The 23387-nt window shown below is 63.4% G+C and carries 23 protein-coding genes; 13 read left to right on the top strand and 10 right to left on the bottom strand.

Annotation, left to right across the window (positions count from 1 at the left end):
• Positions 1-99 precede the first annotated feature (99 nt).
• Positions 100-723 (top strand): TetR/AcrR family transcriptional regulator, encoded by a 624-nt coding sequence (locus BJN45_RS04695; protein ID WP_083650848.1) that lies wholly within the window; start codon positions 100-102, stop codon positions 721-723.
• A 9-nt stretch (positions 724-732) separates the two neighbouring features.
• On the opposite strand, the gene ppx is transcribed toward BJN45_RS04695, so the two are convergent.
• The 4 genes from ppx to BJN45_RS04675 all read right to left on the bottom strand — a co-directional run bounded on the left by ppx (position 733) and on the right by BJN45_RS04675 (position 6406).
• Complete coding sequence (gene ppx / locus BJN45_RS04690) at positions 733-2220, bottom strand: exopolyphosphatase (protein ID WP_076092655.1); 1488 nt, start codon at positions 2218-2220, stop codon at positions 733-735.
• Between the two features lie 130 nt (positions 2221-2350).
• A complete protein-coding gene (locus BJN45_RS04685; RefSeq protein WP_076092653.1) occupies positions 2351-4243 on the bottom strand; it encodes a propionate--CoA ligase in 1893 nt (630 codons plus the stop codon).
• Between the two features lie 50 nt (positions 4244-4293).
• Positions 4294-5409 carry a GGDEF domain-containing response regulator gene (locus tag BJN45_RS04680; protein ID WP_076094054.1) on the bottom strand — a complete coding sequence of 372 codons (1116 nt, stop codon included), beginning with the start codon at positions 5407-5409 and terminating at the stop codon, positions 4294-4296.
• A 1-nt stretch (position 5410) separates the two neighbouring features.
• Positions 5411-6406 carry an oxidoreductase gene (locus tag BJN45_RS04675; protein WP_076092651.1) on the bottom strand — a complete coding sequence of 332 codons (996 nt, stop codon included), beginning with the start codon at positions 6404-6406 and terminating at the stop codon, positions 5411-5413.
• Positions 6407-6542: 136 nt separating this feature from the next.
• Between BJN45_RS04675 and BJN45_RS04670 the strand changes: the two genes are divergently transcribed.
• From BJN45_RS04670 to BJN45_RS04660, 3 genes are all read left to right on the top strand, one after another.
• Positions 6543-7052, top strand: a complete 510-nt coding sequence (locus BJN45_RS04670; protein ID WP_076092649.1) for a C40 family peptidase — start codon at positions 6543-6545, stop codon at positions 7050-7052.
• Between the two features lie 114 nt (positions 7053-7166).
• Complete coding sequence (locus BJN45_RS04665) at positions 7167-8183, top strand: Fe(3+) ABC transporter substrate-binding protein (protein WP_076092647.1); 1017 nt, start codon at positions 7167-7169, stop codon at positions 8181-8183.
• A 70-nt stretch (positions 8184-8253) separates the two neighbouring features.
• On the top strand, positions 8254-8919 hold the full coding sequence (locus BJN45_RS04660) for an ankyrin repeat domain-containing protein (protein WP_076092645.1): 666 nt from the start codon (positions 8254-8256) through the stop codon (positions 8917-8919).
• A gap of 10 nt (positions 8920-8929) precedes the next feature.
• Here BJN45_RS04660 and BJN45_RS04655 read toward each other — a convergent pair whose 3' ends face one another.
• Positions 8930-10567: an ABC transporter permease gene (locus BJN45_RS04655; RefSeq protein WP_076092643.1), complete on the bottom strand. Its 1638-nt coding sequence runs from the start codon at positions 10565-10567 to the stop codon at positions 8930-8932.
• Positions 10568-10597: 30 nt separating this feature from the next.
• Between BJN45_RS04655 and BJN45_RS04650 the strand changes: the two genes are divergently transcribed.
• The 9 genes from BJN45_RS04650 (at position 10598) to BJN45_RS04610 (ending at position 17583) form a co-directional block, all read left to right on the top strand.
• Positions 10598-11737 carry an ABC transporter ATP-binding protein gene (locus tag BJN45_RS04650; protein ID WP_076092641.1) on the top strand — a complete coding sequence of 380 codons (1140 nt, stop codon included), beginning with the start codon at positions 10598-10600 and terminating at the stop codon, positions 11735-11737.
• 10 nt (positions 11738-11747) lie between these two features.
• Positions 11748-12449, top strand: a complete 702-nt coding sequence (gene aat, locus BJN45_RS04645; protein WP_076092639.1) for a leucyl/phenylalanyl-tRNA--protein transferase — start codon at positions 11748-11750, stop codon at positions 12447-12449.
• A gap of 5 nt (positions 12450-12454) precedes the next feature.
• Positions 12455-13201, top strand: a complete 747-nt coding sequence (locus BJN45_RS04640; RefSeq protein WP_076094052.1) for an arginyltransferase — start codon at positions 12455-12457, stop codon at positions 13199-13201.
• Positions 13202-13358: 157 nt separating this feature from the next.
• The gene (locus BJN45_RS04635) at positions 13359-14570 is read left to right on the top strand and encodes an EAL and HDOD domain-containing protein (RefSeq protein ID WP_076092637.1); all 1212 of its coding nucleotides are present in this window, start codon (positions 13359-13361) and stop codon (positions 14568-14570) included.
• 76 nt (positions 14571-14646) lie between these two features.
• Positions 14647-15240, top strand: a complete 594-nt coding sequence (locus tag BJN45_RS04630) for a LemA family protein (RefSeq protein WP_076092635.1) — start codon at positions 14647-14649, stop codon at positions 15238-15240.
• Between the two features lie 6 nt (positions 15241-15246).
• Positions 15247-16062 (top strand): TPM domain-containing protein, encoded by an 816-nt coding sequence (locus tag BJN45_RS04625; protein WP_076092633.1) that lies wholly within the window; start codon positions 15247-15249, stop codon positions 16060-16062.
• A gap of 1 nt (position 16063) precedes the next feature.
• Entirely contained in the window at positions 16064-16561 is a 498-nt protein-coding gene (locus tag BJN45_RS04620) for a TPM domain-containing protein (protein WP_076092631.1), read from the top strand.
• A gap of 75 nt (positions 16562-16636) precedes the next feature.
• On the top strand, positions 16637-17098 hold the full coding sequence (locus tag BJN45_RS04615) for an ankyrin repeat domain-containing protein (RefSeq protein WP_076092629.1): 462 nt from the start codon (positions 16637-16639) through the stop codon (positions 17096-17098).
• Positions 17092-17583 (top strand): DUF411 domain-containing protein, encoded by a 492-nt coding sequence (locus BJN45_RS04610; RefSeq protein WP_076092627.1) that lies wholly within the window; start codon positions 17092-17094, stop codon positions 17581-17583. Before BJN45_RS04615 ends, BJN45_RS04610 begins: the two co-directional genes overlap by 7 nt.
• Positions 17584-17586: 3 nt before the next feature.
• Here the strand turns inward: BJN45_RS04610 and BJN45_RS04605 are convergent, their stop codons facing one another.
• From BJN45_RS04605 to BJN45_RS04585, 5 genes are all read right to left on the bottom strand, one after another.
• On the bottom strand, positions 17587-18834 hold the full coding sequence (locus BJN45_RS04605) for an NAD(P)/FAD-dependent oxidoreductase (RefSeq protein WP_076092625.1): 1248 nt from the start codon (positions 18832-18834) through the stop codon (positions 17587-17589).
• A gap of 99 nt (positions 18835-18933) precedes the next feature.
• Positions 18934-20154, bottom strand: coding sequence for an ABC transporter permease (locus BJN45_RS04600; protein ID WP_076092623.1), 1221 nt, complete (start codon positions 20152-20154; stop codon positions 18934-18936).
• Positions 20151-20849 carry an ABC transporter ATP-binding protein gene (locus BJN45_RS04595; RefSeq protein WP_076092621.1) on the bottom strand — a complete coding sequence of 233 codons (699 nt, stop codon included), beginning with the start codon at positions 20847-20849 and terminating at the stop codon, positions 20151-20153. The genes BJN45_RS04600 and BJN45_RS04595 overlap by 4 nt, the downstream gene beginning before the upstream one ends.
• A complete protein-coding gene (locus tag BJN45_RS04590) occupies positions 20849-22039 on the bottom strand; it encodes an efflux RND transporter periplasmic adaptor subunit (protein WP_076092619.1) in 1191 nt (396 codons plus the stop codon). Before BJN45_RS04590 ends, BJN45_RS04595 begins: the two co-directional genes overlap by 1 nt.
• A complete protein-coding gene (locus tag BJN45_RS04585; protein ID WP_240494491.1) occupies positions 22036-23370 on the bottom strand; it encodes a TolC family protein in 1335 nt (444 codons plus the stop codon). The genes BJN45_RS04590 and BJN45_RS04585 overlap by 4 nt, the downstream gene beginning before the upstream one ends.
• Positions 23371-23387: the final 17 nt, after the last annotated feature.

The following is a 23387-nucleotide window of genomic DNA, read 5'->3' as shown; positions in this document are numbered from 1 at the left end:
TATCGGTCAGTATTTTTCGAAACTATCGCCGTTTGACAGACGACTTGGCAAACCGCACAATCTCCATACTGTGTCGTATGGAAAAGCGTACGGTAGCGTATGGAAAATAAAGCTGTCAAGCTCCCTGCAAAAACATCCCGCATCCGTGCCACCGGCAAGGCTGCCAGCGCACGCACTCCACTCGACCCCGTACGCTGGGTCGATACCGCAATTGACGTCCTGGCCCGCGAAGGTGTTGCCGGATTGCGCGTTGAAGTACTGGCCAAGCGCTGCGGCGTCACCAAGGGGAGTTTCTACTGGCACTTCAAGGACCGTCAAGCGCTTCTTGACGCCGTGCTCGAACGCTGGCGCGAAGGACGCATCCGCGATATCGAGAAAACAACTGCGGTGCAGGCTGGGCAGGAACGGGAACAACTGCATTACGCGATTGAGGTCTACGGCGCCAGCAAGAACAGGAAAGGCATGTCGATCGAACTTGCGGTACGCGACTGGGCTCGCCATGACGCAAGGGCTGCCGCCGTCGTCGAATCGGTCGACCTGTACCGACTGGAGTGCACTCGCCGCCTGTTTGTCGCCTCCGGCATGTCGGATGCCGAGGCCAAAAGCCGCAGCTTGCTCCTGTACGCTTGCGTATTCGGCCTGTCGCTGATGCATTACACGCATTTCGATGACAACCCCGGCGATCTCAAGCAACGCATTGCCGAGCGGATCGTCGCCGGCTGACCCCGCCAATCAGACCAGCGGGCGAACGACGAACACCCTGCCGATCTGTTTCCAGACCACGGTTTCTTCACCCAGAGCGGCCGCAGTCCAGGGATTTTCCGCCAGCCACTCGTCCGGCAACTCAAGCAGGAAACCCCTGTCCGTTGTGGTTACACGCCATGCCGGCAACGCCCGGTCATCGCGCGTGCGATGGAGCGAGACTGCCAGGCGTAAACAGAAAACCAGTCGCCACATCGTGTCGACCGCAGGAACCGCACCCAGTTTTTCCAGCTTGCCACGATGTCCAAGCACCAGCATCGCCAGACGCGCCTGATCCTTCTTGGAAAACCCCGGCATGTCGGCATAGGTCAGAATATAGGCGCCGTGCTTGTGATAGGCGTTATGCGCCACCGAAATTCCGATTTCGTGCAACCGGCAGGCCCAGGACAGGAACTGCAGGTCCGACTCGTCGGGCGTACCGCCGCTCAACTGAGTCAGTGCCGACAATGCGGCCGTTTCGACGCGCTCGACCTGATCGCGCTCAACCTGATAGCGGCGGCGGAAATGCGCCACCGTCGCATCGCGCATGTCATGGTGATGGAAGCGGCCGAGCAGGTCGTAGAGTACGCCCAGACGCAAGGCACCATCGGCATAGGTCATGCGCTCGATATCAAGCTCCTCGAACACCGCAGACATGATGGCGATTCCGCCGGGCAGCACCGGCATGCGGTCGCCCTTGACCCCACGCAGATCCAGCTCGTCGGCTGAGCCGGCCTTGACCAGCATCGAACACAGGCGCTCCAGACCGGAGCGGGTGATACCACTCTCTCCGCCCGGGTTCATGTCGTTCATTTCCAGAATATCGGCGATGGCGCGCGCCGATCCGGATGAGCCAACCGCTTCCTTCCAGCCCAGACGCTGGTAATCGTGTGCGATCAGTTCAATTTCCTTGGCCGCTGCCACCTGAGCTTCGCGCAACCTGCGCTTGTCCACCCGTCCACCGGGAAAATAGCGCATGGTGAAACTGACGCACCCCATGTACAGCGATTCCATCAACTGCGGATCATGGCGTTTGCCGATGATGAATTCCGTTGATCCGCCACCGATATCGACAACGAGACGTTTGTGATTGGCCGTTGGCAGGGAATGCGAGGCTCCCAGATAGATCAGCCGCGCCTCTTCCCGCCCGGCAATGACTTCAATGGGAAAACCCAGAGCCTCTTCGGCCAACGGCAGGAAAGAACTACCGTTCTTCGCCACTCGCAGGGTATTGGTGGCGACGGCACGTACGGCACCAGCATCGAGTCCGCGCAAGCGCTCGCCAAAGCGGCGCAAGGCATTCAGCGCCCGCTCCTGGGCATCGGCATCGAGCATTTTTTCTGCGGTCAGGCCGGACGCCAGCCGAACAGGCTCTTTCAGTGAGTCGAGCGGGTAGATCTGGTCATCAACGACACGCCCGACCTGGAGACGAAAACTGTTCGAACCCAGGTCGACCGCAGCTACGGTTTCATAAATCATTGATAGGCATCATCGCTAAGATCAGGCAGTCGGCAATTTTAGCACCCCGCCCATCACCAGATTCTTACAAAGCGTCACATAAAAAAACCCGCCGGGTTCAGCGGCGGGTTTTCAATCACTGCAACAGCACTCAACTGGCCAGCGCGTTCCTGATCTGTTCCAGCGTGGATGGATCCTCGATCGTCGTCAGGTCACCCGGGTCGCGGCCTTCGGCCAGCGCTTGCAACGAGCGGCGCAGCATCTTGCCCGAGCGGGTTTTCGGCAGACCGGTGACGAAATGCACGCGGGCCGGCCGGCCGATCGCACCAAGAATGCCATCGACGGTCGAAAACACTTCCTTCTCCAGCGCCTTGACCAGTTCCGGCGTCGCCACCCGGGTAGCATCCTTGACCACGGCAAAAGCCATCGGCACCTGCCCCTTGAGCTTGTCCTCGACGCCAACCACGGCCACTTCGGCAATCGCCGCATGGTTCTGGATGGCCTCCTCGATTTCGCGCGTCCCCAGGCGATGGCCGGCAACGTTGATCACGTCGTCGGTACGGCCGAGGATGGTGAAATACCCGTCGTCGTCCTTGATCGCCCAGTCGTAGGAGGAATAAACCAGCGGCTCCTTGAACAGCGTGAAATAGGTACTGACGAAACGATCATCCTGCCCCCAGACAGTGGACAGGCAGCCGGGCGGCAGCGGCGGAATGACCGCAGCGATGCCCTTCTCGTTGGCACCACATTCGGAACCGTCCTCACGGAAAATCTTCAGGTTGTAGCCGTAGACCGGAAAACTCGGCGAACCGAACTTGATCGGCGTCTTTTCGACGCCGTGCAGCGCGGCCAGCATCGGCCAGCCGGTCTCGGTCTGCCAGTAGTTGTCGATGACCGGGCGCCCCAGTTCGTTCTGGAACCATTCGTGCGTCGGCTGATCGAGCGGCTCGCCGGCCATGAACACATGCTTCAGCGTCGACAGGTCGTACTTGTGCATGTAGGCCGGGTCCTGCTTCTTCAGCACACGGGCGGCAGTCGGTGCCGAGAACATCACGGAAACCTTGTACTTCTCGACGATCTGCCACCAGATGCCCGGGTCCGGACGCAGCGGCGTGCCTTCGTACATGATCGTCGCCATGCCGGCGATCAGCGGGCCGTAGATGATGTAGGAGTGACCGACGACCCAGCCGATATCGGAGGTCGAGAAGAAGGTCTCGCCTTCGCCACCGCAGTAAATATGCTTCAGCGACGAAGCCAGTGCCACGGCATAACCGCCGGTGTCGCGCTGCACGCCCTTCGGCTTGCCGGTGGTACCGGAGGTGTAGAGGATGTATGACGGCTCGGAGGATTCCAGCCATTCGCACTCGACCCGGGCATTCAGGTGCTGCTCGCGCAGCGTCGCGTAATCGACGTCACGACCGGCAACCTTGTTGAAACCCTTGTCCAACCCGCGATCGACCATCAGCACATGGTTCGGCTTGTGTTCGGCAATCTCGATGGCTTCGTCGAGCAGGTGCTTGTACGGCACGGCCTTGCCGCCGCGCATGCCGGCATCGCTGGAAACGATCAGCGCCGGCTTGGCATCGTCGATGCGGGTAGCCAGCGAACCAGAAGCGAAGCCGCCGAACACCACCGAGTGGATGGCACCGATCCGGGCCGCCGCGAACATCGCGAAGGCTGCCTGCGGAATCATCGGCATGTAGATCAGGACGCGGTCGCCCTTCTTGACGCCGAGACTCTTGTAGATCGCCGCCATGCGCTCGACTTCGGTCTGCAACTCGGCGAAGGAGTAAATCTTCTCCTCATCGGTCTCCGTCGACACGAAGATCAACGCATTGTCATTCGGACGCTTGGCCGCATGGCGGTCGATGGCGTTGTGGCACAGATTGGTCTTGCCACCGACGAACCATTTGGCAAACGGCGGACGCGAAAAATCGCAAACCTGGGTGAACGGTTCCTTCCAGTCGATGAGCTGGGCCTGCTCGGTCCAGAATGCATCCGGTTGCTCGATCGAATACTGGTGAAACTCCTTGTAAGTCGCCATATAACTCCCTCTAGCTAGTGGTTTCCTGCACTTCAAAACAAATGAACGGGCTATTTTTTATCGCTTTTCCGTTCGCCTAAATAATGTTCAAGCTCTGCAATCGGCAGAGTCACATCCAGTTCCTTGTCCATCAGGGAAAGCAGCGGCAGCAACTGTGCCAGCAAGGCGTCCAGGTGCGGCAAGACCGGGCCCTGACGATTGGCGCGCAGCAATTCCAGCGCATGTTGCAGCGAAATCGGCCGGGTTGCCGGCAGGATGCCGCCGGATTCGATCCGGTTGCCGCCAGCCTGCATGGCCATCTGCATACGTTGAGCGGCAAGATCAAGCAGCGCCCCCGCCGAACTGACCAGATCTGTCGGCACACTGGCCAGACCGATACTGACCGTCAGCGCCAACGACTTGCCTTGAACGGAGAGACGGGAAACCTCGACTGCCTGGCGGACGCGCTCGGCGAAACTGGCACAGTAATTTGGCGCAGTCCCCGGAGAAACAACTGCAAACTGCCCCTCACCCATGTGGCCAAGACTGTCTTCCTGGCGCACCTTGCCGGCAAGCATCTTGGCAAAGCGATTACCAACCTCTTCCGCCAGGGTTGGTCCCAGCTTGTTGCTCAGCTCGCTGTAGCCATCGAAGCCCAGCACCATCAGACTGACATCGATGCCGTGCCGGGCGGAATGAGAAAGGGCCTGCGCCGCCTGGAGTTCGAGGTACTTGCGGGTAAACAGACCGCTGGCCGGATTCTGCACCATGTGCTCGCGACCGGTATCGAGATGCTCCTGCGCCTGTTGCAGGGCCAGCAGATTGCCCAGGCGGGCGAGAATTTCGATGCTGCCGCTGCCCTTGGTGATGAAATCGGAAGCCCCCAAACCACGGGCTTTGCCCCGCTCCTCTTCCGTTTCCTCGCCAGACACGAGAATGAAGGGCATTTGCTGCAAACGGCGCAGACGCGACGAGCGCAGACGCTCCAGCAATTCGTAGCCGTTCATCTTCGGCATCTGCAGGTCGGAGACCACGGCCCGGATCGACTGATCAAGGACCAGCGTCTGCCACGCCGCCTCACCATCGGCCTCTTCCTTCACGTCATAACTCGCCTTGATGTGCTGCACCAGCGAAGCCCTGACGAGCCTGGAATCATCGACGACCAGGACGCGCGGCAGATCCGGCATTTCAGCCACCGGCAACTTCCACGACAACCCGCCCCTTGGCACGCCCGCCGATATATTCGTCGAACGTGGCCGGCAAGTCGGCAAACGGGATGGAACGCGACATTCTTGCCAGATGCGGCGGTCGCAGGTCCGTGGCCAGGCGCTGCCAGACACCACTCCGGTAAGGTTCGCGGATATAGCCTGAATCGACGCCGAGCAAGGAAACGCCGCGCAGGATGAAGGGCGCGACTGTTGTGTTCAGTGACATGCTCGCTGCCAAGCCGATACTGGCAATCGTACCGCCCTGCTCCATCGTGCTGGCAATCCAGGCGAGAACATCGCCACCGAGGTTGTCGACCGCACCAGCCCAACGCGCACGGTCAAGCGGACGAATCTTCGACAGATCAAGACTCTGGCGCAGCATGACTTCCGCCGCCCCGAGGCTGCGCAGGTAGTCGGCCTCGCTCTCCTTGCCGGTCAAGGCGACGACGCGATAACCGCGTTGCGCCAGCATGTCGACCGCCAGGCTACCGACGCCGCCGGTCGCACCAGTAACGATGACGGAGCCTTTCTCCGGCGTCAGTCCGTTTTCTTCCATGCGCACGATCGCCAGTGCCGCGGTGAACCCCGCCGTCCCGAGCGCCATCGATTCATACAGGGTTAGCCCGGCAGGCAAGGGCACAACCCAGTCGGCCGGCACGCGAGTCATTTCGGCGTAACCGCCATGATGTGCGACACCGATGTCGAAACTGGTCGCGATGACCTGGTCGCCCGGCTTGAAGCGCGCATCCGCACTATCAACGACGATACCGGAAAGATCGATGCCACCGACACAGGGAAAGCGCCGGATGATCTTGCCGCTACCGGTTGCTGCCAGCGCATCCTTGAAATTGATGCTCGAATAGGCAACCCGGATGGTCACCTCACCAGCGTCGAGATCGTCGACGCCCATGGTGACGAAACGGTTACCAACTTTGCCTTCCTGTTCCTCAATCAGCAGTGCCTTGAAGGAATCCATTGTGGTGTGCTCCTCGCTACTCAGGGGTGAAATTGTATTCATAATTACGGATTATGAACATAGTTGCGGCACACGCAGGTCGTTTGTTTATCAATCGACTTTACAGTACCGATGATTTCAAATAAATTACGCGCCCATGCACCAGAAAATCGCTTCCTTCCTCACCGCCACCTGCCTCGCCTTGGGCTGCCTAAGTGCCGCCCACGCGTCGGAAACCGGTAGCATTCAGGAAGCGCCGATGTCCTTCGTTGAACGTTACACCAACGCCACGCAGGATGTCATCCTCGAAGGCCTCAAACTGGTTGGCGTCCGTTACAAGATGGGTGGCAACAGCATTGAAAACGGCCTGGACTGCAGCAGTTTCGTGCAGACGGTCTTCAAGGAAAGCATTGGCGCCTACCTGCCCCGAACCGCCCGCGAGCAAAGCCTACTTGGCGAACAGATCGACCTCAGTCAGTTGAAACCGGGCGATCTGGTGTTCTTCAACACCATGCGCCGGGCTTTTTCGCATGTCGGCATTTATCTGGGCGACAACCACTTCCTGCACGCCCCGCGCGCTGGCGCGGAAGTTCGCGTCGAAAGCATGAACAACAGTTACTGGATGACGCGCTTCAACGGTGGTCGCAGGATCATCGAAGCCCGCTGAATCGACAAACGGCCGCCTGGCCGTTTTTTATTGCCACAAACCAATAACGGTTCTCATTAACAAGTCTTTACAGTAAACTGGAACAATTCTCATACCGCAAATACAGGAGTTGTCATGAAGCTAAAAGCCACGCTCGTCGCGCTGTCCATCGCCGCAGCCCTCCAGCCAGCCATCGCCCAGGAAAAGGTCCTCAACCTCTACTCGGCACGTCACTACCAGACCGATGACGCGCTTTATGCAGACTTCACCAAGCAAACCGGTATCAAGATCAATCGCATCGAAGGCAAGGAAGACGAGTTGCTCGAGCGCATCCGCAACGAAGGCGCCAACAGCCCGGCCGACATCCTGCTGACTGTCGATGCATCGCGCCTGGCCAAGGCCCGTGAGATGGGCCTGTTCGCCCCCTTGAAGTCGGCGGTGCTGGACAAGCGCATCCCGGCTCACCTGCGCACCGAAGAATGGGCTTCCTTCTCGACCCGCGCCCGGGTCATTGTTTACAACAAGGCTCGCGTTCAGGCTGCCGATGTCCAGAATTACGCCGACCTGGCTGACCCAAAACTGAAGGGCAAGGTCTGTTCGCGTTCCGGCTCCCATCCGTACAATCTCTCCCTGCTTGCCTCGGTGATCGCGCATGAAGGTGAAGCCAAGGCAGAAGCTCTGGCCCGCGGCATGGTCGCCAACTTCGCCCGTAGCCCGAAGGGTGGCGACACCGACCAGATCAAGGCAGTTGCCGCTGGCGAATGCGGCGTGGCGATTTCCAACAGCTACTACGTCGCCCGCCTGATGCGGTCGACCAAGCCGGAAGACCAGAAAGTGGTCGAGAAGATCGGTGTTGTCTGGCCAAACCAGGCGACGACAGGCACGCACATCAACATCTCCGGTGGCGGTGTGCTGAAGCATGCGCCGAACAAGGAAGCTGCGATCAAGTTCCTCGAATACCTGGCATCCGATTCGGCCCAGCGCTACTTCGCTGATGGCAACAACGAATGGCCGGTCGTCGAGTCGGTCAAGGTCGACAATCCCGCCCTGGCAAAACTGGGCAAGTTCAAGGCTGACAAACTCCCGGTCAACAGCCTGGCCATGTACCAGATCAAGGCGCAAATGATCTTTGATCGCGCCGGCTTCAAATAATCAGCCACGGCAGGGCTCGCCAAAGCGGTTGGCATCCCCTAGAATTCCCCCACTTCAAGGGAAGGAAACCATGGGATCCAACAGCTTTGGTGCCAGCGCACTGATTGAAGCGATCCGTGCCAATAGCCTGCACCGGGTCGTCTCCGCCCTCGACGATGGCGCCGACATAGAAGAAACCGACATCCACGGCTTTGCCGGCTTGCCGCTACGCACCGCCTGTTTTACCGGTGAGATTTCCATCATCAGGGAATTGATCAACCGCGGCGCCGATGTCAACGCACTGACGGCCGACGGCACCGGCGCCCCGCTTCGCCTGGCCATGCGCGCGGGACACACGGATATCGTGGCCCTGTTGCTGGCCAACCAGGCACAGGTTCCCGAAGACCTCGACATTCCGCCTTCAGTTTTCGAACGCGCCCGGGAAATCTCTGCCGGCCAGATCAACAGCCTGGACGTCCCCATGCTGGAATTCGAAAGCCACCCACTTCCGGAAACGCCGGCGCCGGGACCGGCAGACCTCTCGACTTCCGGCATGATTGGCGACAACATCATCGAGTTCGACAACACCGCCAGCGATGAACACATCGAACATGTCGACATGAAGGGCGTATACGGCGTGGACACGAATATCCTGGCGATCGATTTCGAACGCAGCGGTGGCGCCTGGGAAAAGGTCAGCCCGGCCAGCGACCCGGCCAAACCCATTAGCCCGGAAACGCCAGGCAGCAAGGAATAAGACGTGGCGCTCAGCGCCGGCGCGATGCCGATATCTGTCGCGACAACAGGACCAGCGGCAGCAACCCCACCAGCACGATGGCCAGCGAGGCTGTCGACGCCTCGGCAAGACGCTCGTCGGAAGCCAGCGTATAGGCCTGGGTGGCCAGCGTATCGAAATTGAACGGACGCATGACCAGGGTTGCCGGCAGTTCCTTCATCACATCGACAAAAACCAGCAGGCCGGCAGTCAGCAGGCTGCCACGCAACAAGGGCGTATGCACCCGGCGCAAGGTCTCGCCCTGCCCCAGGCCAAGGCTGCGGGCCGCGTCATCCATGCTCGGCGTGATTTTGGCCAGGCTCGATTCGACGGTGTGCAGCGCCACCGCCAGGAAGCGGACGAGATAGGCATAAACCAGCGCGGCGATACCGCCCGTCAGCAGCAGGCCGGGGTTATGACCAAACCACGTTTCCCATTGCCCTGACAGCCAGTGATCGAGCCGGGTCACCGGAATCAGTACACCGACGGCGATCACCGCCCCCGGCACGGCATAGCCGAGGCCGACCAGACGATTCAGCCCGGCGGAGAACGAAGTTTGCGAAAGCCGGGCACCGTAAGCCAGCAGCAGGGCAAGCAGGACACCGATGCAGGCCGTCGTTCCGGCCAGCAGGAAACTGTTGCGCGACAGGATCAGGAAACGCTCGCCGAACTGTGCGTCGCCATCGGTCAGCGCCATTTTCAGCAGCAGCAGGGCCGGCAGGACGAAACCCAGAAACAGAGGCATGGCACACGCGAATGTCGCGGCAACACCTTTGATACCGCGCAACTGCGCCCCGGCCATCGGCCGGTTGCGGCCGGTCGTGTTGTGATAGCGCGCACGGCCACGTGATATCCGCTCGGCCATCAGCAGGAAAAGCACGAAGCCGAGCAGCATTGCCGCCAGTTGCGCGGCGGCAATGCGGTCGCCCAGCGAGAACCAGGCGCGGTAAATACCGGTGGTGAAGGTGTTGACCGCAAAATAGGCCACCGTGCCGTAATCGGCCAGTGTTTCCATCAGCGCCAGCGCAATGCCGGCCACGATGGCCGGCCGTGCCAGCGGCAGCGAAACCATGAAGAAGGCCCGCCACGGTCCCATGCCCAGGGTCCGGGCTGCTTCCAGCATGCCGCTGGCGCGTTCGAGAAAGGCGGCGCGGGCCAGCAGGTAAACATAGGGGTAAAGGACGCAGACGAACATCGCCATCGCCCCCGGCAGCGTCCGGATGTCGGGAAACCAGTAATCGCCGAATTCCCAGCCGAACAGGTCACGCAGGGTGCTTTGCACCGGTCCGACGAACTGCAGGAAATCGGTATAGACATACGCCATGACGTAGGCCGGCACGGCAAGCGGCAGCACCAGCGCCCACTCGAAAAAACGCCGACCGGGAAAATCGTGCATTGCCGTCAGCCAGGCGGTTGCCACGCCGACCACGCCGACCCCCAGACCGACCCCCAGGCATAGCCACAGGGAGTTGGCGATGTATTCGGGCAATACCGTATGCGACAAATGCGACCAGGTTTCGCTGGTTCCGCCGGCAAACAGGTTGAGGCCGACGCTGGCGACCGGCAGGCCGGCCAGCAGGGCGACGGCAATGCCGATGATGAGCAGGGGAGAGTAAGTGGATGCGCGCATGGACATGAATGCGAATTATAATCGAGCACCATGACACAGCTCGAATTGATTGGCGTAATCCAGCGCTACGGCAAGCATACCGTCGTCGACGGCGTCGATTTTCGTCTTGAGGCAGGACAGATTGCCTGCCTGCTCGGACCCTCTGGTTGCGGCAAGACGACCTTGCTGCGCTGCATCGCCGGTTTCGAGGAAATTGCCGGCGGCGAAATCCGCCTGCACGGCGAAACCGTCAGTCGCCACGACAGCCGGGTCGCCCCGGAAAAACGCCGGATCGGCATGGTTTTCCAGGATTACGCGCTGTTTCCACACCTGACGATCGACGAGAACATCGCCTTCGGTCTCGACCGCAAGCAGCGCGAGGACGCCAGTCTGCGCGTACGCCAGTTGCTGGCCACCGTCGGCCTCGCCGGTCAGGGCAACAAATATCCGCACGAACTTTCCGGCGGCCAGCAGCAGCGCGTCGCCCTGGCCCGCGCACTGGCCCCTCGACCGGCGCTGATCCTCCTTGACGAGCCCTTCTCCAACCTGGACGTCGGCTTGCGTGAACGGCTGTCGGTCGAGGTCAGGGAAATCCTCAAACGCGAGGGGTCGACCGCAGTCATGGTCACCCACGACCAGAACGAAGCCTTCGCCATGGCCGACGAAATCGGCATCATGCACAACGGCCGGATCCAGCAATGGGATACGCCTTACAACCTGTACCACCGGCCGGCCAACCGCTTCGTCGCCGATTTCATCGGCCAGGGCGTGCTGCTGTCCGGTGTCGTCGGCGAAGGCAACAGCGTGCGCATGGAACTGGGCACGCTGATTTCCGACACCCCGGTCGAATGCCACGAAAGCTGCGACCATTGCGAGGATGGCTGCGCTGTCGACATCCTGTTGCGCCCGGACGATATCGTCCATGACGATGCCAGTGCGGTCCAGGCGGAAGTGCTGCACAAGGCCTTTCGCGGCGCCGACATCCTGTATACGCTGCGCCTCGCCAGCGGCAGCGAAGTCCTGTCGCTGGTCCCGTCGCATCACAACCATGCGCTCGGCGAAAAAATCGGCATCCGGCTCGATGCCGACCACGTGATTGCCTTCAAGAAGCACGACGCCTGCGGCGATGATCCCGAGTGCGAAATCCGGATCGAGCAAAACACCGCCAAGGCGGTGAGCTGGCACCGCTGATCGTCATCGCATGATTCCCTTCCTCGGCCCGCTCGACCCGTTTCCGCCGGTCGCCGCAGCGCACGCCGAGATGAACGGGCTGCTCGCCGTCGGCGGGGAACTGCTGCCGGACCGCCTGCTCGATGCCTACCGCCGTGGCATCTTTCCCTGGGGCACGGTCGAAGGACAGCCGCTATGGTACAGCCCCGATCCGCGCATGGTGCTGTTCCCGCCGGAGTTCCGGCTCACCCGTTCGCTGCGCAAAATCCTGCGTAACGGCCCGTTGACCGTAAAATTCGACAGCGACTTCGCCGGCGTCATCGACGGCTGCGCCGCGACACCTCGCCCGGGACAGGACGGCACCTGGATCACCTCCGACATGCGCGACGCCTACCTCCGCCTGCATGAACTTGGCTGGGCACATTCTGTCGAAACCTGGGAAGAAGGCGAACTGGTCGGTGGCTTGTACGGCCTGGCCATCGGTCGCATGTTCTACGGCGAATCGATGTTTTCCCGGCGCGACAACGCTTCCAAGTTCGCCTTCGCCCACCTGATCCGCTACCTGCAGCACCATGGCTTCGGCATGATCGACTGTCAGATGTACACCACCCACCTCGCCTCGCTCGGTGCCCGCGAAATCCCGCGCAGCCAGTTTCTCGACCGTCTGCAGCAACTGACGGCCGCTGGCGGCCGGGCCGACTGGTCGGCCACCGGCCTGCCTGCGAAATGGTGATCGCCATGGCCCAGCCCGACGACGCCGACCTGCCCTTCTCGCTGCTCCAGTTCTACGCGACATCGGCCTACCCGTGCAGCTACCTCGATGACCGCGAAGCCCGTTCGCAGGTCGCCACGCCGGCCCACCTGATCGACAGCGAGATCTACAGCACGCTGGTCCGCGCCGGCTTCCGCCGTAGCGGCATCTTCACCTACCGACCGCATTGCGACCACTGCCGGGCCTGCGTGCCGGTACGCCTGCCGGTTGCCGCACTGAATCCGTCGCGCAGCCAGCGCCGCGCCTGGAAACGCCACGCCGACCTCCACGTTCGCGAACTGCCGCTGATTTTCGTCCCCGAACACTTCCAGCTTTACGTGCGCTACCAGCGCAGCCGCCATCCGGGGGGCGGCATGGACGAGGACAGCAACGACCAGTACGCCCAGTTCCTGCTGCAAAGCCGCGTCGACACCCGGCTGATCGAGTTCTCCGAAAACGGCGTGGTCCGCATGGTCAGCGTCATCGACGTCCTCGACGACGGCCTGTCGTCGGTTTACACCTTTTTCGACCCGGATGTCGCCGGCGCCAGCTACGGCGCCTACAACATCCTGTGGCAGGCCAGGCAATGCGCAGCCCTGCAACTGCCTTATCTGTATCTCGGCTACTGGATCGGTGAAAGCCGGAAGATGGCCTACAAGGCGAAATTCCGTCCCATCGAGGGGCTGACCGACGGCCTCTGGCTCCCCCTGGAGACCGCATCACCCGCCGGGTAAACGGCATTCCTGAAAACCCCTGGCTGGCCTATGATGGCGGCTTGATCGACGACGGGTTCGCACCTTGCAATTTCTCAGGAAACTTTTCGGACTCCGGACCGCTGCGCCAGAACCGGCCACGCCGCTGACGAGCGCACCGCCGGTAACGACTGCGACGGTGGCAAAACCGGCGACACGCATCCTTTTTGCCTGGCAGGAAATGATCGATGGCAATTCGCGGATCGCCGGCTACCGCATCCAGCCCAGGGCATTCAGCGACTGTGACAACATCGACGGCGGCGCGCTGGAAGCATGCCTGCAGCAGGAGAATGCCCGTCAGTTCGCCAGCCGGCGCCCGCTGCTGATCCCGCTGACGACAAGCCAGTGGTCGGCCACCGACTTCTCCGCCGTCATTGCCACCAACACCTGTTTCCTGCTCACCGACCTGGCCCGCCAGCCCGAGCCGCGGCAATTGATCGATGCCATTCACGCGGCCGGCGCCAAAGTTGCGACCTACCACGGGTGGAGCACGGATGAAGAAGACGGCACCGCCGACTGGCCGGTCGACCTGCTGCTTTTCGATTTCCAGGAAGCACCGCTGGCTGCTCTCGAGCAGCGGCTGCGAGCCCTGCGCCGGCGCCGGCCCGAGGTACAACTGGTCGCCGACCAAGTGCACACCTGGCCCGAACACCGACTGTGCCAGCGTCTCGGCTTCACCTTCAGCATCGGCGGCTTCGCCGCCAGCCGCGACGAGGAAGCTCCAACCGGCAAGATCAGTGAAAGCCGGCTGGTCGTCATCGACATGCTCAACCAGATCCGCAGCGATGCCGAACTCAAGGACATCGCCTCAACCGCCATGCGTGACCCGGCGGTTGTCGTCAAACTGCTGGACATGGCCAATTCGCCGCTCTACGGACTGCCGCGCAAGGTCGCCGGCATCGAGGAGGCAATCACCCTGCTCGGCCGTGATGCGCTCTACCGCTGGCTATCCCTGGCGATGTTCCACATCGACGCCGACAGCGGCCGGGACCGCACGCTGCTCGTCATCGCCCTGTGTCGCGGCGCGCTGCTCGAAGGACTGGTCGGCAACGCCGACCGGCAACGTGCCGACGAACTTTTCCTGGTCGGCCTGCTGTCGGTCATCGACTGCCTGCTCGGCCAGCCGATGGCCGACATCCTCAACCGCATCCGCCTGCCCGAACAGGTCGCTGCCGTCCTGCTGCGCAACGAAGGTCCGTACGCCCGCTACCTGCAACTGGCGATCATGATCGAACGCTGCCGTCTCGACCAGGCCGTCGTCCTGGCCGGCGCCATGCAGATCGCCCCGGCCGCGCTGATCGACTGCTACCGCGAAGCGCTCGGCTGGGCCAGCGGCGAACTGGGCAAGTAAGTCCCACCAAAATTTACGTTCGTCGCCCCCTGCGGCTGCTAATCTTCCGCCCATGATGAATTCAGGAGTCCCTGCCATGCGCCTTCGCCTTTTTGCCCTTGTCGCCCTGTTGACCGCAATGCTCTCCGGCTGCGGCTACAACCAGATCCAGATCAACGATGAAGGCGTCAATGCCGCCTGGTCGGAAGTGCTCAACCAGTACAAGCGACGCGCCGACCTGGTGCCCAACCTGGTCGCCACCGTCCAGGGCTACGCCGCCCACGAGAAGGAAGTGCTGACCCGCGTCACCGAAGCCCGTGCCAGCATTGGCGGCATCAACGCGACGCCGGAACTGATCAACGACGAAGCGGCCTTCGCCAAGTTCCAGCAGGCCCAGGCCGAAATGAGCAGCGCCCTGGCCCGGCTGCTGGTGGTTGCCGAAAACTATCCGCAACTCAAGGCCGACGCCAATTTCCGCGACCTGCAGGCGCAACTGGAAGGCACCGAGAACCGCGTCACCGTCGCGCGCAACCGCTACATCGAGTCGGTCCGCGTCTACAACATCTCCGTGCGTACATTCCCGAACAACCTGACGGCGATGGTCCTCGGCTGGAAGCCCAAGGCCAACTTCACGGTGGATAACGAAAAAGCCATTGCCGAGCCGCCGACCGTCAAGTTCGACAGCAAGTAAGCCGCCATGCTGCGCTGGCTGTTCGCCTGCTTTCTCGCCCTGCTGCCGCTGGCCGGCTGGTCGGCCGATCCGGTCGCGCTGCCGGCACTGGTCGAGCGTGTGGTCGACAGCACCGGCACGCTGAGCGCTGAGGACCAGGCCGGACTGGTCGCCCGGCTGAGCGAACTGGAACAGGCCAAGGGCGCGCAGATCGCCATCGTCATGCTGCCGACGACGCAGCCGGAAAGCATCGAGCAGTTCGGCATCCGCCTGGCGGAAGCCTGGAAGATCGGACGCAAAGGCGTCGACGACGGTGTCATCGTCATTGTCGCCAAGGACGACCGGCAGATGCGCATCGAGGTTGGCTACGGGCTGGAAGGCGCGATTCCGGATGCCATTGCCAAGCGCATCATCGACGAACAGATGGTGCCGCGTTTCCGCGAAGGCGATTTTGCCGGCGGCTTGCGGTCGACCGTGGAATTACTGGCAAAAGCCATCGACGGCGAGCCCCTGCCGGCACCGAAAGATCAACCGGATGACAGTGGCGGCGCCAGCGACACCCTGCTCTTCGTCGCCATCTTCGTCGCCAGCATCGCCCGCGCGCTGTTCGGCATCGCCGGCTCGCTGGCCGTCTCGGCGCTGGCCGGCTGGCTGGCCTGGATGAGTTTCGGCTCGGTGATCGCCGCGCTGATCGCCGCGGCAATCACCTTCGGCGCCTCCTTCCTGCGCTCCGGCGGCGGCGGTGGCGGCTGGCATTCAGGCGGTGGCGGACGCAGTGGTGGTGGCGGATTTTCCGGCGGTGGCGGCAGTTTTGGTGGCGGCGGCGCCTCGGGGAGATGGTGAAATGGGCCTGCTGCGCAAACTGAAACACCTGACCGCCCCCGGCTGGCTGGTCCGGCGCGCCTTCCGCAAGGCCGACCTGGATGCCGTGACGGCAGCGATCAGCCAATCGGAAACCCGGCATCGCGGCGAAATCTGCATCGTCGTCGAAGGCCCGCTGCCGTTTGCCGCGCTCCGTCACGAAACCAGCAACCGCCAGCGTGCCGGCGAATTGTTCGCCCTTTATGGCGTCGACCGCACGCGTGAAGCCAGCGGCATCCTGCTCTACGTGCAACTGGTCGATCACTGCGTCGAAATCCTCGCAGACCGTGGCATCGCGGCCGTCGTCGCGCAGACCGAATGGGATGCGATCTGCCGTGAAATCGAAACCGATTTTGCCGCAGGTCGCTACCGGAATGGCCTGGTGAACGCCGTCGACCGCATGACTGCGCTGCTTGCCGCCCATTTTCCGGCCGGCGACGACAACCCCAACGAACTCGGCAATCGCCCCCGCCTGATCTGAAATTTCATCTGGATCAAAGCTGGGCGGAGCCAGCACGGCAACAATCGGAACCTTCCCCCGCTTGCCGAGGCCATCATGCGTTTCCTGTTTCTTTTCCTGCTCACCTGCCTGGGCGCCGCACCGGCATTCGCGGCTGACCAGGCCATCCACAACGCTGCCCGCCAGGGCAGTGGCGATGATGTACGCCGCGCCCTGGCGGCCGATCCCGGCGCACGCGACCTGCGCACAGCCCATGGCTCGCAAGCCATCCACCTGGCAGCCATGAACCCCGACCTCGGCGCGCTGCGGGCGCTGATCGCCGCTGGCGCCAACATCAACGCCCGCGACGGCGAAGGCGCCACGCCGCTGCACATGGCCGCCTACGCCAGCCGCGCGACGCACGCCCGCGTGCTGCTCGAAGCCGGCGCCGACCCGCTGGCGACCACCGACAATGGCCGCGACCCGACGTCGATGGCGCGCAAGGTCAAGGCCGACGAAGCGGCGGGCGTCATCTCGCTGTGGGTGCTCAAGGGCTGCAAGGCCGGCAAGCCATGCTGAAGCGCCTCGCCTGCACCCTGCTGCTCGTGGCCGCACAGCACGCCGGCGCTGGCGAACTGCCGCCGATCGCCGTCTACATGCCCAAGGTCTGCCTGGCCTGCATCGACTGGGCGGAACACCTGCGCCAGCACGGATTCACCGTCAAGGTCACGCAGACCGACGCGATGGACGCGGTCAAGCGCAAGCTGAAGGTACCGAAGGATCTCGAAGCCGTGCCCAGCGCCAGCATCGCCGGCTACTTCATCGAAGGCCATGTGCACGCCGACCAGATCAAGGAATTGCTGAACGAGAAACCCAAGGCCCTCGGTCTCGCCGTTCCCGGGCTACCGCTCGGCGCACCCGGCCGCGAATATTCCAGCCCGATCTGCCAGACCGCCTGCACCGTGCTCGATACGGAAACCGCAGCCCCGCGCATCCGCCGCGAATTCTACGAAACCCTGCTGGTCAAGCCCGACGGCCAGACCTCGACCTGGGCGCGCCACTGAGCGCTAGAGAAAACCTGCGTACTGGCCGGCGGCCCAGGCGACATCTTCACCCGCCGGGTTCGGTCGGCGGACCTGCCTGACCTCCTGCAACAGGAAACCGTCGCCGCGCAGGCGATAGGACGTTTCGATCCGCGTCCCGGCGTCCGGATCGACCCCGGAAAGCAGGTGACAGAGGCTTTCCGGCAACATCGGCGTTTGCCCGCCAGCAATCTGCCCGGCGACGATGGCGCCCATCCGGCTGGCGACATGGCCGGTCTTCGGGTAATGACCGAACAGCGGCGAAACCACCCCGGCGGCGTCGCCGATGATGAAAATCCGTTCGTCGTCACGACTGCGCAGGTCGAGCGCGCCCTGCGCCGCCCAGCCGTCAGGCGCGCCGGTATTGGCATCGGCGCGGATCAGCCCGGCCGGCCAGAGCAGCCCGGCGGCCTGTTGCGGCGGACTGAGCAGCGCCATGTCGAAACGGATGTCATCGATATCGGTGCTCAACGTGCGCCGCTCAAGATCGACACTGCGCACCTGCGCATGGTCAAGGTAAGTCACCTGGTCACGGAAACGTTCGAGCAGTGCATGGCGGAAAGCCGGCATCAGCGGATTCGGATCGACGATGATCAAGCGCCCGGGAATCCGCCGCGTCTTCAGCCACCAGGCGATCAGCAGCGCCCGCTCGTACGGCGCCGGCGGGCAACGGTAGGGCAAGGGCGGGATGGTCAGCAGCAGGTCGCCGCCGGTGAACGCCTGCAAGCGCGCCTTCAGTGCCGGCAATTCGCCGGCATGCACCATGGCGCCGGAAAATCGCTTTTTCAGCAGGTCGACCGCAGCAGGATCGCTAATCTGCCAGGCGGAAAAATCCTCGCGGATGCCCGGCGACAGTACCAGCCAGTCGTAGGGCAGCGCGCCGGCCGAAGTCATCAGGCGCTGCCCGGCACGGTCGATGCCGAGGGCTTCGGCCTGAACGAAGCGGTAGCCGCGCGCTGCGGCGACGGCAGCATAATCGCGCCGCATCGGTGCCGGCACCTGGCCGTGATCGACCAGCCAGCGATTGCCAAGTGCGAAGGAATGGAAGGCGGCCTGGCGGTCGACCAGCGTCACCGCGAGATCCGGCGCCTGCCGGCACAGTTGCGCGGCGGCCGCCAGGCCACCCCAGCCGCCACCGACCACGACAACCTGACGCACTGCCGCGCGCAGCGGCCGGTACAGCGGCAACAGACCACCGGCAAGCAGCAGACGGCGGCGAACGGGATTGATCATCAGCTATTCCACAACGAGGGGAATCCAGCTTAATGCTGCGGTCGACCGCGCCATAGCGGACAAATCAAAAAAAAGCGAAGCGGCCGGCCGCGCCGGGAATCACTGGTAGCGCAAGGCCTCGATCGGATCGAGCCGCGCCGCCTTCTGCGCCGGGTACCAGCCGAAGAAGATGCCGACGCTGGCAGCCACGACAAAGGCCAGTACGGCCGCCGTACCGGAAATGACGACGACCATGCCGGTGAAAAAATTGATGCCGAGGGCGATGGCGATGCCGAGCAGCAGGCCGAGCAGGCAGCCGGCAAAGGAAATCATCACCGCTTCCAGCAGGAACTGGCTGAGGATGTCCTTCTGACGCGCGCCGATGGCCATGCGGATGCCGATTTCGCGGGTCCGTTCGGTGACCGACACAAGCATGATGTTCATGATGCCGATGCCGCCGACGAGCAGCGAGATTGACGCGATGGCGCCGAGCAGGATCGACATCGTCCGGGTCGTCTCGGCTTCCGACTCTGCCGCTGCCGACAGGTTGCGCATGAAGAAATCGTTGGGCGTCCCCTCACGCAGGCGATGCCGCTGGCGCAGCAGCGACTCGACGCTGTTCATCGTCTTTTCCATGCCCTCGGCCGAATCGGCCTGGACCATGATCATCCGCACCGAGCCCACGAACGGCGTGCCGAAAACCTTGCGCTGCGCCGTACTCAGCGGAATGATCACGGTATCGTCCTGGTCACGGCCATCGAGGTTCTGGCCCTTGGCGCCGAGCACGCCGACGACGATGAACGGGCTCTGCTGGATGCGCAGCGTCTTGCCGACCGGGTCCTCGTCGCCGAACAGGTTTTCCGCCACGGTCTTGCCGATGACCGCCACCCGCGTTGCCGAACGCACGTCGGAATCACCGAAACTGCCCCCATTGACGATGTTCCACGCGCGCGCATCGAGATAGGCCGGGGTCGTGCCGATGACCTGGCTGCTCCAGTTCTGCGCGCCATAGACCAGTTGCCGCGAGCCCTGGTGCGTCGGCGCGACGTTGGCGACTCCATCGAGTTCGGCGATGGCTTCGCTGTCGCTGACGGTCAGCGTCGGCCCGCCACCGCTGCCGCTGCGCACGCCGGCGGTGGTCGACGAGCCGGCGAGAATGATGAACAGGTTCGAGCCCATTGTGTTGATCGTCTGCTGCACGGCATATTGCGCGCCCTGGCCGATGGCCAGCATGATCACCACGGCGCCGACACCGATCACCATGCCGAGCATCGTCAGCGCCGTGCGCAGGCGGTTGGCGCCCATCGCCAGCCAGGCTTCTCCGAGCATCGGACGGATCATGCGGCGGCTCCGGTGAGTTGGTCGCTGACGATCTCGCCATCGAGGAAGCGGACCTGCCGCCTGGCGTGAACCGCGATATCCGGCTCGTGCGTGACCAGCACGATGGTGATGCCGTCGGCGTTGAGTTCACCGAACAGGCGCATGATTTCCTCGCTGGTGTGACTGTCGAGATTGCCGGTCGGCTCGTCGGCGAGGATCAGCCGCGGCTCGTTGACCAGCGCCCGGGCAATCGCCACGCGCTGCTGCTGGCCACCGGAAATGCGGTTGGGCAGCGACTCGGCATATTGCCCCAGGCCAACCCGTTCAAGCAGCCCGCGCGCCCGTGCCCGCCGGGTTTCCTTGTCAAAACCGGCATAGACCAGCGGCAGCGCGACATTGTCCTGCAGGCTCATCCGCGGCAACAGGTTGAAGCCCTGGAAGACGAAACCGAGCGTCCGGTTGCGCAGGATGGCCAGCGCGTCCTTGTCCATCTGCGCGACATTTTCGCCGGCCAGGAAATAGTCCCCGGTGGTCGGCGTATCGAGACAGCCGAGCAGGTTCATGAAGGTCGACTTGCCCGAGCCCGACGGCCCCATGATCGCCAGGTAGTCGCCCGCCTCGATGCTCAGACTGACACCGCGCAACGCCGGAAAAAGGCCCGCTGCGGTCTGGTAGGACTTGCCCAGACCGCTGACCCGGATGACCGGTTCAGCCATCAGAACATCCGCATGCCGACCGAGGACGGCGGCTTGCTGCCATTGCTGTTCTCGCCGACGACGATGCGCGCACCTGCGGTCAGTTCGCCCCCCACGACTTCGGTATTGCGACTGTCGGTAATGCCCAGTTGGACGCTGACCGGCTGCAGTTTTCCGTCGGCCAGCACGTAAACCGTCGCCCGCTGGCTGTCGCGCTTCTTGCCATTCTTGCCCGCAGCGCCGGCCGGCGGTGTCGCCGCCGGACTGTCAGGCTTTTTGTCCACGGCCTCGGCCGGCTTGAAACGCAAGGCCGCGTTCGGCACCAGCAGCACATCCTGGCGCTGCTGCACGCCGATCGTGACATAGGCCGTCATCCCCGGCAGCAGCAGATGGTCGGGATTGGCGACGGAAATGCGCACGTTGTAGGTGACGACATTCTGCTGCGTTGTCGGATTCAGGCGGATCTGCTGCACGACCCCGTCGAAATTCCGGTTCGGAAAGGCGTCGACCGTAAACTTTGCCTTCTGGCCTTCGCGAATGCTGCCGATATCGGCTTCGGCAAAGCTGGTGTCGATGCGCATCTCGGCCAGATCGCGGGCGATCTTGATCAGCGTCGGCGTCTGGAAGCTGGCCGCCACCGTCTGGCCGAGATCGACCACGCGGTCGATGACGACGCCGTCCACCGGCGAACGGATCACCGTGAAACCGAGATTGGCCTGATCGCGGGAATTCTGCGCCTGCGCCTGGGCCAACTGGGCCCTCGCCGACTTGAGCACCTGGCTGGCCTGGTCATATTCCTGTTTCGAGACGAATTCCTGCGCCAGCAAGGCCTTCATCCGCGCCTCGTTGGCCTGCGCCAGATCCAGCGAGGCCCTGGCATTGGCGACCGTGGCTGCACTCTGGCGCTCGCTGGCGGAAACCAGCGCATCGTCGAGTTCGAGCAGCGGCTGGCCGGCCTTCACCTTGTCGTTGAAATCGACATAGAGCTTCTTCACCGTGCCCGAGACCTGCGTGCCGACGCTGATCAGCACCACCGGATTGAGCGTGCCGTTGGCCGATACCGTCTGCGTCACCTCGCCACGTTCGGCCGGCATCGTCCGGTAGCGTTTCTCCGGGTCCTGCTCGCCGCGCACGCCGAGATACCAGGCACCGGCGCCGGCCAGTCCGGCGAGGATCAGCACGCCAAGCAGCAGCTTGCCTTTAGTTTTCATGGTCTTCCTTCCGCTGCCTGCAGCAGCGAGTAATCAAGCGCGCCCATGGCCTGGGCCAGCGTGGCGCGGTAAATGTTCCAGTCGAGTTCGGCCTGGATGCGCTGCACGCGCGCACTGGCCAGCGCACTTTGCGCGCTCAGCAGATCAAGCACGGTGCCGACGCCGGCCTTGTAACGTCCGAGGGCAACCCGTTCGGATTGCTCGGCGCTGGCCAGCAGGTCGCGCGATGTCTGCACCGTCTGCGTTGCCGTCGTCAGGCTCTGGTAAGCCTGCCAGACATCGAGCGCCACCTGGTTGCGCAGGCGGTCGCGCTGGGCGGCGCGGGCCTCCAGTTGTGCCTCGGCCGAACGCACGCGGTAGGTATTCTCGAAACCGGTGAAGATCGGCACATTGAGCGTCAGGCCGATGCTGCCGGTGCGCGTCGTTTCGCCTTCGAAACGCTGCCAGTTCGGCCCGGCCGCCAGCGACAGCGTCGGCCGGCCCTGAGCCCGGGCCACGGCAATCGACGCATCGGCGGCACGCAGTTGGGCTTCGGCGGCCTTCAGGTCGGGCCGACGCACCTGGGCGGCAGCGATCAGCGCATCGACATCCTGCTGGAATTCGTTCGCCGCAGCGACTGCCGGCAAGGCGGCAAGCTGCAGCGGCGTCTGCGCCGGGAAGCCGAGCGCGTTGGCCAGCGCGCCTAGCGCATTGCGCGCATCGCCTTCAGCCCGTTGAGTGTTCAGGCGGGCCTGCGAGGCGGCGGTCTGCGCCTGCAGACGATCGGCCGGGGTGGCGATGCCGACCTGGTAGCGCAGTTCGGCCGCCGCCAAGCTTTCGCGGGCCGAACGCTCGGCATCGCTCGCCGCCTGCACCGCCGCCTGCGTGGCCTGGGCGCGGTAATAGGTCTGCAGCGCGGCAAGGAACAACGACTGCACCGTCGCGTCGCGCGTCGCCAGCGCGGCGTCGAGCAATTGCCGGGCATTGTCGATGTTGGCCGACCGTTGCCCGGAATCGAACAGCAGCCAGGACAGGCTCAGCGCCGCGTTGCGCTGGGTTAGCTGGCTGTCGTCTGTGAAATTGCGGGTCACGCCGGCCCGGCCGTCAAGCGACGGCAGCCAGCCGGAACGGGCAACCCCGACCTGGGCCGCCTGCAGTCGCGCCGAAGCCCAGACTTCGCGGGTCTGCGGGTGGTTGCACAGCGCCAGATCGACCGCATCAAGCGGCGTCAGCGGCGATGCCGGCAATTCGCTGGCGCACGGCCGCTCGCCGACGCGCGCTGCCAGTGCCGACGCCGAACGCAAGGGCAGCATGGCCTCGGTCGCCAGCGGATCGGCCAGCCTGGCGGACAAGGATTCCGCCTGCACGC

This window comes from Azonexus hydrophilus (assembly GCF_001956855.1).
GTDB classification, from domain to species: Bacteria; Pseudomonadota; Gammaproteobacteria; order Burkholderiales; family Rhodocyclaceae; genus Azonexus; species Azonexus hydrophilus_A.
Note: the sequence above shows the minus strand (reverse complement) of the source record. Positions and strands in the feature narration are given on the sequence as shown.

Bases quoted from the DNA above. Each gene is read 5' to 3' on its own strand.
- BJN45_RS04680 (WP_076094054.1), bottom strand. From the start codon at position 5,409: ATGCCGGATCTGCCGCGCGTCCTGGTCGTCGATGATTCCAGGCTCGTC.
- BJN45_RS04650 (WP_076092641.1), top strand. From the start codon at position 10,598: ATGACACAGCTCGAATTGATTGGCGTAATCCAGCGCTACGGCAAGCAT.
- BJN45_RS04620 (WP_076092631.1), top strand. From the start codon at position 16,064: ATGGGCCTGCTGCGCAAACTGAAACACCTGACCGCCCCCGGCTGGCTG.
- BJN45_RS04665 (WP_076092647.1), top strand. From the start codon at position 7,167: ATGAAGCTAAAAGCCACGCTCGTCGCGCTGTCCATCGCCGCAGCCCTC.
- BJN45_RS04595 (WP_076092621.1), bottom strand. From the start codon at position 20,849: ATGGCTGAACCGGTCATCCGGGTCAGCGGTCTGGGCAAGTCCTACCAG.
- BJN45_RS04640 (WP_076094052.1), top strand. From the start codon at position 12,455: ATGGCCCAGCCCGACGACGCCGACCTGCCCTTCTCGCTGCTCCAGTTC.
- BJN45_RS04625 (WP_076092633.1), top strand. From the start codon at position 15,247: ATGCTGCGCTGGCTGTTCGCCTGCTTTCTCGCCCTGCTGCCGCTGGCC.
- ppx (WP_076092655.1), bottom strand. From the start codon at position 2,220: ATGATTTATGAAACCGTAGCTGCGGTCGACCTGGGTTCGAACAGTTTT.
- BJN45_RS04600 (WP_076092623.1), bottom strand. From the start codon at position 20,154: ATGATCCGTCCGATGCTCGGAGAAGCCTGGCTGGCGATGGGCGCCAAC.
- BJN45_RS04675 (WP_076092651.1), bottom strand. From the start codon at position 6,406: ATGGATTCCTTCAAGGCACTGCTGATTGAGGAACAGGAAGGCAAAGTT.
- BJN45_RS04685 (WP_076092653.1), bottom strand. From the start codon at position 4,243: ATGGCGACTTACAAGGAGTTTCACCAGTATTCGATCGAGCAACCGGAT.
- aat (WP_076092639.1), top strand. From the start codon at position 11,748: ATGATTCCCTTCCTCGGCCCGCTCGACCCGTTTCCGCCGGTCGCCGCA.
- BJN45_RS04615 (WP_076092629.1), top strand. From the start codon at position 16,637: ATGCGTTTCCTGTTTCTTTTCCTGCTCACCTGCCTGGGCGCCGCACCG.
- BJN45_RS04610 (WP_076092627.1), top strand. From the start codon at position 17,092: ATGCTGAAGCGCCTCGCCTGCACCCTGCTGCTCGTGGCCGCACAGCAC.
- BJN45_RS04660 (WP_076092645.1), top strand. From the start codon at position 8,254: ATGGGATCCAACAGCTTTGGTGCCAGCGCACTGATTGAAGCGATCCGT.
- BJN45_RS04655 (WP_076092643.1), bottom strand. From the start codon at position 10,567: ATGCGCGCATCCACTTACTCTCCCCTGCTCATCATCGGCATTGCCGTC.
- BJN45_RS04605 (WP_076092625.1), bottom strand. From the start codon at position 18,834: ATGATCAATCCCGTTCGCCGCCGTCTGCTGCTTGCCGGTGGTCTGTTG.
- BJN45_RS04695 (WP_083650848.1), top strand. From the start codon at position 100: ATGGAAAATAAAGCTGTCAAGCTCCCTGCAAAAACATCCCGCATCCGT.
- BJN45_RS04670 (WP_076092649.1), top strand. From the start codon at position 6,543: ATGCACCAGAAAATCGCTTCCTTCCTCACCGCCACCTGCCTCGCCTTG.
- BJN45_RS04630 (WP_076092635.1), top strand. From the start codon at position 14,647: ATGCGCCTTCGCCTTTTTGCCCTTGTCGCCCTGTTGACCGCAATGCTC.
- BJN45_RS04590 (WP_076092619.1), bottom strand. From the start codon at position 22,039: ATGAAAACTAAAGGCAAGCTGCTGCTTGGCGTGCTGATCCTCGCCGGA.